Annotated in this window: 8 protein-coding genes and 1 pseudogene; 6 read left to right on the top strand and 3 right to left on the bottom strand. The window is 59.5% G+C overall.

Translation table 11 applies throughout. The annotated features are described in order from the left end of the window. Positions 1-202: 202 nt before the first annotated feature. A complete protein-coding gene (locus tag D8V06_RS14685; RefSeq protein ID WP_130906119.1) occupies positions 203-1,693 on the bottom strand; it encodes an aldehyde dehydrogenase family protein in 1,491 nt (496 codons plus the stop codon). A 525-nt stretch (positions 1,694-2,218) separates the two neighbouring features. Here D8V06_RS14685 and peaA point away from each other — a divergent pair. From peaA to peaD, 4 genes are all read left to right on the top strand, one after another. Beyond that, positions 2,219-3,799 (top strand): quinohemoprotein amine dehydrogenase subunit alpha, encoded by a 1,581-nt coding sequence (gene peaA / locus D8V06_RS14680; RefSeq protein WP_056856929.1) that lies wholly within the window; start codon positions 2,219-2,221, stop codon positions 3,797-3,799. Between the two features lie 81 nt (positions 3,800-3,880). Next, the gene (gene peaB / locus D8V06_RS14675; protein ID WP_130931200.1) at positions 3,881-5,311 is read left to right on the top strand and encodes a quinohemoprotein amine dehydrogenase maturation protein; all 1,431 of its coding nucleotides are present in this window, start codon (positions 3,881-3,883) and stop codon (positions 5,309-5,311) included. 1 nt (position 5,312) lies between these two features. Beyond that, positions 5,313-5,636 (top strand): quinohemoprotein amine dehydrogenase subunit gamma, encoded by a 324-nt coding sequence (gene qhpC, locus D8V06_RS14670; RefSeq protein ID WP_008016081.1) that lies wholly within the window; start codon positions 5,313-5,315, stop codon positions 5,634-5,636. Positions 5,637-5,659: 23 nt separating this feature from the next. Next, positions 5,660-6,778, top strand: a complete 1,119-nt coding sequence (gene peaD / locus D8V06_RS14665; RefSeq protein WP_056856931.1) for a quinohemoprotein amine dehydrogenase subunit beta — start codon at positions 5,660-5,662, stop codon at positions 6,776-6,778. Positions 6,779-6,917: 139 nt separating this feature from the next. On the opposite strand, the gene D8V06_RS14660 is transcribed toward peaD, so the two are convergent. Further along, on the bottom strand, positions 6,918-7,322 hold the full coding sequence (locus tag D8V06_RS14660; RefSeq protein WP_130906122.1) for a lysozyme inhibitor LprI family protein: 405 nt from the start codon (positions 7,320-7,322) through the stop codon (positions 6,918-6,920). Between the two features lie 159 nt (positions 7,323-7,481). Between D8V06_RS14660 and D8V06_RS14655 the strand changes: the two genes are divergently transcribed. Next, complete coding sequence (locus D8V06_RS14655; RefSeq protein ID WP_056856933.1) at positions 7,482-7,970, top strand: SRPBCC family protein; 489 nt, start codon at positions 7,482-7,484, stop codon at positions 7,968-7,970. A 317-nt stretch (positions 7,971-8,287) separates the two neighbouring features. Here the strand turns inward: D8V06_RS14655 and inhA are convergent, their stop codons facing one another. Continuing rightward, positions 8,288-8,974, bottom strand: coding sequence for an isonitrile hydratase (gene inhA, locus D8V06_RS14650; protein ID WP_130906170.1), 687 nt, complete (start codon positions 8,972-8,974; stop codon positions 8,288-8,290). 89 nt (positions 8,975-9,063) lie between these two features. Between inhA and D8V06_RS14645 the strand changes: the two are divergent. Continuing rightward, a pseudogene (locus D8V06_RS14645) lies at positions 9,064-9,268 on the top strand (AraC family transcriptional regulator); the annotation flags it as partial.

Below are 9,268 nucleotides of genomic sequence, written 5' to 3'. Positions count from 1 at the left end.
GTTGGCGGTGGAGCAGGGGCGGGTGGTTCGGGGGTGGCTGTTGACTCAAGGGTACAAACCTTGAGTTTGATCGTTCCCACGCTCTGCGTGGGAACGCCGTCAGGGACGCTCCGCGTTCCACTTCAGAAGGTGACGCAGAGCGTCACGGGATGCATTTCCACGCAGAGCGTGGGAACGATCAGTGGGTCACGGGTGCCACAAATTACAACTTGATCAACACCGACTTCAGCTCGGTGTAATGCTCAATCGCCGCATACCCCATCTCACGCCCGACCCCCGACATTTTGTAGCCACCAAACGGCAGTGCCGGGTCCAGGGCGCTGTGGCAGTTGACCCACACTGAACCGGACTTGATCCGCGGAATCATCCGGTGCACCGCTGCCAGATCATTGGACCAGATGCTTGCGCCCAGTCCATAAGGGCTGTCATTGGCCATGCGCAGTGCATCGGCTTCGTCGTCGAAGGGAATCGCCACCAGTACCGGGCCGAAGATTTCTTCCTGCACCAACGAGTGCTTCTGATCGACGTCGACAATCACCGTCGGTTTGACGAAAAAGCCCGGCCCGAATTGCTCACCACCGCAGGCGATGGTGGCGCCGCTTTCCCGGCCTTTTTCGATATAGCCGTAGACGCGCTCCTGTTGACGTGCCGAAATCAGCGGCCCCATCTCAACGCTCGGGTCCAGGCCATTGCCGAGCTTCATGGCATTGGCGATACCGGCGATGTCGGCCACCACATTGTCGAAATGCTTGCGCTGCACATACAGGCGCGAGCCAGCGCAGCAGACCTGTCCCTGATTGAAGAAAATTGCGCTGGCAGCACCGGCTGCGGCGGTTTTCAGGTCGGCGTCGGCCATGACGATGGTCGGTGATTTTCCGCCCAGTTCCAGCGTCACCCGGGTCATGGAGTCCATGGCGATCTTGCCAATCTGCTTGCCCACGGCGGTCGAGCCGGTGAAGGTCAGTTTGTCCACCAGCGGGTTATGGGTCAGGGCGGAACCTGCGGTGATGCCGGTGCCGGTGACGACGTTGAACACGCCTTCCGGATAGCCCGCTTCCAGCACCAGTTCGGCGAGTTTCAGTGCGGTCAGAGGGGTTTCATCCGCAGGTTTGAGCACCACGGTGCAACCGGTGGCCAGGGCCGGGCCGAGTTTCCAGCAGGCCAGCAGCAGCGGGAAATTCCAGGCGACGATGGCACCGACCACGCCCACCGCTTCACGACGGATGAAGCTGTGAAACTGGTCGTTGGGCATCAACGGTGCCGACACGTCGACTGTCGAGCCTTCGATCTTGGTCGCCCAACCGGCCATGTAGCGCAGGAAGTCGATGGCCAGTTGCACGTCCATCACTTGGGCGACGGCGGCGCTTTTGCCGTTGTTCAGGCATTCCAGCTGCGCCAGCAGTTCGGCGTCGCGCTGCATCAGGTCGGCGAGTTTCCATAGCAGGTTCTGTCGCTCACGGGGGCGGGTGCGGGTCCAGGCGGAATCATCGAATGCCTGGCGGGCGGCGAGTACGGCGCGGTCGACATCGTCCGCGGTGGCTCGCGGCACCACGCACAGCACCTCGCCGGTGGCCGGGTTGTGCAACGGCATGGTCTGGCCGTCGGCGGCTGCGACCCAGTCACTGCCGATGAGCATGCGCGGGGCACGCTGGATGAATGCCGAAGTGGCTGGAAGCAGGTTTGGAAGCGACATGATGAAACCTCGTCTTGTTCGTTGTGACGAGGTCTTTCGCAATGGCTGTGCCAGTTGTGATTTTTTGGCCCGAACGCCCTGTTTGTCGGGGCGTCACAGATTCTCTGCGGATCATCCCGTGATCGATAAACGTCGCAAATTGCGACGAACTGAGAATCTCATCTCCTCTGTAGAAGCGAGCCTGCTCGCGAAAAACGTCCAGGCAACCAGTGCAGCCAGACACCCAACGTTATCGTACGTCCATCGCAAGCCGGCTCGCTCCTACAAAGGCTGCAGCTATGCTTGTCTCAGGTTGCAACAGCTGTCGCGAAATAGAACGTGCCCGCCGTTGATATGCCCGTCGAAAATCCAGATAGATTATGGCAAGTCATTGATTCAAAGAGTTATTCATAAGCTGGCACGCTCCGTGTATTGCTCATCGCAGACGTTTCTCTTGCCTCCGTCAGCGGCTCGCCGCCGACGGCAGAAACCATAAAAAACGATAAGCCACAAAAATAAGAAAGCACCGTGCGAGGTTAGACGTTGATGAAGAGAAGACTTCGATCAGGCATGAGCGCCGGCCTGCTGGCCGTGGCCGCTTGCATAGCCCTGCATTCGCCCTACAGCCTGGCAGCCCGCGACGCCCAGACCATCCTCAAGGAAACGTGTCAGGGCTGTCACACCCCTGAAGCCAATAACGCCCTGAGCCGTATCAGCCACCAGCGCAAGACGCCGGAAGGCTGGCTGATGAGCATCGCCCGCATGCAGACCATGCACGGTTTGCAGATCAGCGATGAAGATCGCCGCACGCTGGTCAAGTACCTTGCCGACACTCAGGGGCTGGCGCCGAGCGAAACCGACGGCGTGCGTTATGCCATGGAGCGCCGGCTCAACACCGTCGAGCAGTTCGACGATCAGACCAGCCAAATGTGCGGCCGCTGCCACTCCGGTGCGCGGGTCGCGCTGCAACGGCGTCCGGCCCAGGAATGGGAGCGATTGGTGAACTTCCACCTTGGCCAATGGCCGTCCCTGGAATATCAGGCGCTGTCCCGCGACCGCGACTGGTTCGATCTCGCCCGCAAAGAAATGGTGCCGTTGTTGGCCAAGCGTTATCCGCTGGACAACCCGGCCTGGAAAAAATGGCAGAGCAGCGCGCCGAAGAGCGAGGCGCTGGCAGGCGACTGGAGCTTCAGCGGCCACTTGCCGGGCAAAGGCGAGCTGGCCGGTGTCATGAGCGTGACTGCCGACGGCAGCGACACCTTCAAGGTCAGCGTCAAAGGCCAGTACGCCGACGGCACGCCGTTCAATGGCGACGGCAGTGCGATTCTCTACACCGGCTATGAATGGCGCGGCAATGTCAGCATCGACGGCGTGACCATGCGCCAGGTATTCGCCGCCCAAGGCAATGCCATGCAGGGCCGGATGTTCGAGGCCGAGCACGATGAGCGTGGTCTGGACTTCGTCGCTGCGAAACAGGGTTCGCAGCGTTTGCTGGCGGTGCAACCTGGCTATGTGAAGGCCGGTAGTGAAACCGAGGTCACCCTGATCGGCAGCGGTCTTTCCGGAAAACCGAACTTCGGCAAAGGCGTGGAAGTGGTCGAAGTCGTCTCGCAGAGCCCGGAGCAGATCAAGGTCAAGCTCAAGGCCGCCGCCAATGCCCAGCCGGGCCTGCGCGTGGTCACCGTCGGCACATTGAAAGGCCCGAGCCTGTCGGTCTACAGCAAGATCGATCAGGTCAAGGTCATACCGGAATTCTCGGTGGCGCGGATCGGTGATGGCGGTGGTTCGACGCCGAAAGTCCAGGGCCGTTTCGATGCTGAAGCCTGGGGCAAGGGCACTGACGGCAAGCCATATCGCATCGGCGTGTTCCCGGCGCAGTGGAAGGTCGAGGCCTTCGACGATCGCGCCAAGGAAGACGAAGACGTCAAGTTCGCCGGCACCATGCAGGCCGATACTGGCGTATTCACACCGGGCGACGCCGGGCCGAACCCTGCGCGCAAAATGTCCACCAACAATGCCGGCAACCTCAAGGTGATCGCCGCCGTCGATGACGCAGGGAAATCCCTGACCGGCGAAGGCCACATGATCGTCACCGTGCAACGCTGGAACAATCCACCCATTCCTTGAGCTGACTGAACGCAAGCGTTTACAGACACTTTTCGGAATGACCGCAAGCCCCGTACCCCGGGGCCTGCACAGGAGGTTGCAATGGGCGCTATCTTGAATCTGGTCGAGCGTAATCTGCACGAAGTGCACGTCGATGCCGACCGCATGCTGTTTCATATTCCCAGCAGTTCGCTGTTCGCCAGCGATGAACTGACAGGCACCATCATCGATACTTTGCGTGGACCGGGGTGTTCCTCGGACGACCTGATCCAGCGTCTGGCCGCGCGTTTCAACGGCGAAGAAGTCACTGAAACCCTGCGCGAGTTGATGGCCCTGGAACTGGTCAGCGACGGCTCGCCGCTGACCCCGGACATCGCCACCAAACGCGTCGAGCGCACGGCGATCAATACCGTGGTGCTCAACGTTAACACCGGCTGCAACCTGAGTTGCACCTACTGCTACAAGGAAGATCTCGACAAGCCGTCAGCCGGCAAGAAAATGGACGTCGAAACCGCGATTGCCTCGGTGGAAATGCTGCTGCGCGAATCGCCGGACGAAGAGCGTTTCACCGTAGTCTTCTTCGGCGGCGAACCGCTGAGCAATCGCAAGCTGATCGAGTACATGGTCGATTATTGTGAGAAGCGATTTGCCGAGGCCGGCAAGTTCGTCGAGTTCGTGATGACCACCAACGCCACGCTGCTCACCGAAGAGACCGTCGACTATCTGAATGCGCACCGGTTCGGTCTGTCGGTCAGCATCGACGGGCCGAAAACCGTACACGACCGCAATCGCATTACCGTTGGCGGGCAGGGCACTTATGATGTGGTGCGGCGCAAGGCCGAGATGCTGCTGTCGCGCTACAACAGCCGTCCGGTGGGGGCGCGCGTGACCTTGACCACGGGCGTCACCGACGTCGAAACCATCTGGGATCACCTGTTCAATGAACTGGGTTTTGCCGAGGTTGGTTTTGCCCCGGTCACCTCAGGCGACATCAGTACGTTCAACCTGACCAGCGATGAACTGATCGAAGTCTTCGCCAACATGAAGAAGCTCGGTCGGCGTTATCTGGAAGCGGCGCTTGAGCACCGCAACATCGGCTTCTCCAACCTGCACCAACTGATCACCGACATCCATGAAGGCCACAAAAAAGCCCTGCCATGCGGCGCGGGCCTGAAGATGCTGGCGGTCGATCACAAGGGTGAGCTGAACCTGTGCCACCGCTTTACCGGTTCGAGCCTGCCGACCTTCGGCAACGTCCACAGCGGCGTGAAGCAGGTGGAGTTGAACGACTTCCTGTCGCAACGCCTGGACCGAACCAACACCGGCTGCGAAGACTGCCAGATTCGCAATCTGTGCTCCGGCGGTTGCTACCACGAGAGCTACGCCCGTTACGGCGATCCGACTCACCCGACCTATCACTATTGCGAACTGATGCGTGACTGGGTCGACTTCGGCATCGAGGTCTACACCCGGATCATGGCTCACAACCCTGCGTTCATCAGCAGCTACATCACTCCGCGCAAGGCTCACTGATATGAAACATCTCAAGGCAATCAATAACAAAGCGTTGAAGCTGGATCAGGCCGCGGATGAAAACCGCATCGAAGAAGTGGTGGCGATGAGCTCCGTGGCGGGCTGCGCTTCGACCACTGACCCAGGTTGGGAAATCGATGCGTTCGGCGGTGTGTCGTCACTGTGCCAGCCGATGGAGGCAGACCTTTATGGCTGCTCCGACCCATGCTGGTGGCCGGCGCAGGTGCCGGACATGATGAGCACTTACCCGGACTGGAACAAGGATGCCCAAGCGTCCAACGACAACTGGCGCAACCTCGGCACTGTCTTTCCGAAAGACAAGTGAACGGACATCAGAAGGATTCCAGCATGCGTAATATCAAAGCCTGCGGCCTGGCCGCGTTCGCCGTTATGAGCAGCCTTTCGGTCAATGTTCTGGCCGAGGAAAATACCGCGTTGCAAGACGGTCACGAGTATATGTTGACCACAAACTACCCCAACAACCTGCACGTGATTGACCTGGCTACCGACACACTGTTCAAGACCTGCAAGATGCCTGACGCCTTCGGACCCGGCACCGTGCAGTTGTCGCCGGATCGCAAGATCGCCTACGTGCTGAACAATCATTACGCGGATGTCTACGGCGTTGAGCTGGACAGCTGCAAACAGGTGTTCCACGCCAGCATCACCCAGAAGCCGGGCGAGAAAGCCAAGTCGATGTTCGCTTTCACGGTCAGCCACGACGGGAAAGAGCTGTACACCGTTGCCAACCCGACGCTGAGGATGAACGACCGCTACGAAGTGCAGCAGCCTCGGCTCGATGTGTACAAGACCGACGGCGGCATGGACGCCAAGCCTGTGCGCAGTTTCCCGGCGCCGCGGCAGCTGACCATCATGCAGAGCGGTGATGACGGCACGCTGTATGTGGCGGGGGCGGACGTCTACAAGGTCAATGTGCAAACCGGCAAGTTCGACGTGCTGATCCCGAGTCGTCACTGGAAACGCGCGAACTACAGCGCGCCGGACGTGCTCTACGTGTGGAACCAGCAGACCTACCGGCATGATTTTTCGCTGCTGTACACCGCCGCAAAGTTCAAGGACAAGAAGCAGGACCCGGCCACCGCCGAATACCTGTATGGCCTGTTCAGCGTCGACCTGAAAACCGGCAAGACCGAAACCACCGACTTCGGGCCACTGACGGAAATCTACTTCAGCGGCATGCGCTCGCCGAAAGACCCGAACCTGATGTTCGGCGTGCTCAATCGCCTGGCCAAGTACGACATCAAGGAGAAGAAAATGCTCCAGGCGGCGACGCTCGATCACTCCTACTACTGCATTTCCTTCAACAAGGATGGCAGCAAGATTTACCTGGCGGGGACCTTCAACGATGTGGCGATCTTCGATGCCGACAGCCTGAAACAGACGGGAAGCATCAAGTTGCCGGGTGGGGATATGGCGATTACCACGGCGCAGATTTTTGTCCGGTAATTGCGCTGCCTGATCTGGCGCCATCGCAGGCAAGCCCGCTCCCACAGGGTTCAGCGGTGTTCACACGATTGTGACCACACCACAAATCCACTGTGGGAGCTGGCTTGCCAGCGATGAGGCCCTCAAGAACAACAGAGAATCAAACCCCCGGCACCGGACACCCCAAATCCCCCTCCTGACACTTCAGGTAGGTCTTGAATGTCTCGACCCGCGCCTTGGTCAACTCCGTCACGCAGTTGCTGTAGATCAGCGGATAAACACTCCCGCCTTCCACACCAGACGCCGAAAACTTGCACTCGGCATCGCGGAACGCAATCCACGAACGTTGCGCGCCCAACAGCAGTTTCTTGCGGTCGGGGTCGCCTTTCAGGCGGCCAGTGATTTGCTGGTAAAGCGCGTTCAACTCCTTGTCAGCCGCCGCATGCTGCTGCGACGCACACTGGTTCATCGTCGCCTGATCGGTGGCGTTGTCGCAGTTCACGGCGGCATGGGTCAGGGTGGCGAACATCAAGGGCGTCAGCGCCAGGAAAAAGCGTACGAACATGGAAAAAATCTCGCGGTGGCGATGAAAGTAGGGGGCAGTGTAGCGAAGCCTGCGTCGCTGTCAGGTGCACGATTACGACAGTTGATCTGCTTGCATACAACTTTCAGGCTGGACATGTGGTCTTAGAAGCCTACTGTTGTTCAGTACAGGAGGTGACGTATGAAACCAGTACCCAATAGTTTTGAGCGCAAAATCACGCTTAAATCGCCGCGCTCCCATGTATGGCGCGCATTGGTCGATGCCGAGGCGTTCGGGCAATGGTTCGGCGTGGCGCTTGAAGGCAGGCGCTTCATTGCCGGCGAGTGGACGCAGGGGCAGGTGACGTATCCCGGTTACGAGCATGTGCTGTGGAATGTACTGGTCGAGCGGGTCGAGCCGCAGCAATTGTTTTCCTTCCGCTGGCATCCTTATGCGGTGAATCCGAAGATCGACTACTCGCAGGAACCCACCACGCTGGTGAAATTCGAATTGCAAGACTTTGAGGACGGCACGCTGCTCAAGGTTTCCGAGTCGGGGTTCGCGCACATTCCCGACGTACGCCAGAAGGAGGCGTATTACATGGATAGCCGTGGCTGGGAGGAGCAGTTGAGCAGACTCGAACAGTTTCTGGCCGAGAACGCCAAGGCCCGTGAGCGAGAAGGTGACTGACGGCCATGCGTTCAACCCGAATATTTACGGCTGCGAAGCGTGATGCCTTAGGGCCCCAAGGGTTTTCGGAAGGGGTGCTATGGCGAATGTCTTACACGCCGTAACAACTATGTCGTCTATTGCGGATTGGATCCGATGCGTATTCTGGCCCCATCCACTGAAGCACAAGGAGTGCTCAGGATCATGGATGATCGGCCATTTGCAAGGATTGCTCACGACAGGGAGTCGTAATGGTCTTGGAAGAACCCGCTTCGGCGGGTTTTTTTATGGGCGATAGAAAAGTCTGGCTGCGGGATGATTCGTCCCGCAGCCATTGTTTATTGCCGATTGAGCTTCGCCGCTGCGCGTTCGGTGATCTCCCTGCGCAGTTTCAACGAGGCCGCTGCGCGTTTTCGGGCTTCTTCCAGCACACCGGCTGGCGCAGCTTCCGGGCTCCCAGCTGCGAATGGCGGGGCCGGGGCATATTCCAGTTGCAATTGCACCAGCTCGGCGGTGTCCTGATCGAACAGCTCTGCCGCCAGGGTCAAGGCAAAATCGATGCCGGCGGTGATACCGCCACCGGTCAGCAGGTTGCCATCTCGCACCACCCGGTCCTTCACCGCAATCGCCCCCAGCGGCGTCAACAATTCGTGATAGGCCCAGTGCGTGGTGGCGCGTTTGCCTTTGAGTAAACCGGCCGCGCCGAGCACCAGTGCGCCCGTGCAGACCGACGTCACATAACGCGCATTTGCGGCCTGCGCCTTGATGAAGGCGAGCGTTTGCTCATCTTCCATCAGCGGACCGACGCCGCTGCCACCGGGGACACAGATAACATCCAGCGCCGGGCATTCGTCGAAGGTGACGGTCGGTTTCAGCAGCAGGCCGGTGCTGGCGGTGATGGGCATCAAGTCCTTCCAGATCAGATGCACTTTAACGTCCGGCAACGAGGCCAGCACGTCGTAAGGGCCGGTGAGGTCGAGTTGTTGCACCTGTGGAAACAACAGAAAACCGATCTGCAAAGTCATGGTGTTTTTCTCCTGAAGTGGCTGGACGACTTCACTGTAGGCGCCTAGGATTTGGCGCATACGCCAATCCCCCCACGAATTACGCCAAAATGCCGAAAACCATTCACGTACTCGCGTTCGCCAATGTGCAGTTGCTCGATGTCACCGGACCGTTGCAGGTGTTTGCCTCGGCCAACGACATCGCCCGTCAGCAAGGCTCGCCAGCACCGTATGCGCCGACGGTGATTGCCAGCGGCGGCGGGGCGGTGATGTCTTCGGCGGGGCTGGCATTGTTGGCCGAGCCGTTACCGGGAC

It is taken from the genome of Pseudomonas sp. Sample_24 (assembly GCF_004307605.1).
Lineage (GTDB): Bacteria > Pseudomonadota > Gammaproteobacteria > Pseudomonadales > Pseudomonadaceae > Aquipseudomonas.
The sequence above is the reverse complement of the archived record's forward strand: the minus strand, read 5'-3'. Positions and strand labels throughout refer to the sequence as shown.

Coding starts and splice junctions, on each gene's coding strand:
- D8V06_RS14685 (WP_130906119.1), bottom strand. CDS start 1,693: ATGTCGCTTCCAAACCTGCTTCCAGCCACTTCGGCATTCATCCAGCGT.
- peaA (WP_056856929.1), top strand. CDS start 2,219: ATGAAGAGAAGACTTCGATCAGGCATGAGCGCCGGCCTGCTGGCCGTG.
- peaB (WP_130931200.1), top strand. CDS start 3,881: ATGGGCGCTATCTTGAATCTGGTCGAGCGTAATCTGCACGAAGTGCAC.
- qhpC (WP_008016081.1), top strand. CDS start 5,313: ATGAAACATCTCAAGGCAATCAATAACAAAGCGTTGAAGCTGGATCAG.
- peaD (WP_056856931.1), top strand. CDS start 5,660: ATGCGTAATATCAAAGCCTGCGGCCTGGCCGCGTTCGCCGTTATGAGC.
- D8V06_RS14660 (WP_130906122.1), bottom strand. CDS start 7,322: ATGTTCGTACGCTTTTTCCTGGCGCTGACGCCCTTGATGTTCGCCACC.
- D8V06_RS14655 (WP_056856933.1), top strand. CDS start 7,482: ATGAAACCAGTACCCAATAGTTTTGAGCGCAAAATCACGCTTAAATCG.
- inhA (WP_130906170.1), bottom strand. CDS start 8,974: ATGACTTTGCAGATCGGTTTTCTGTTGTTTCCACAGGTGCAACAACTC.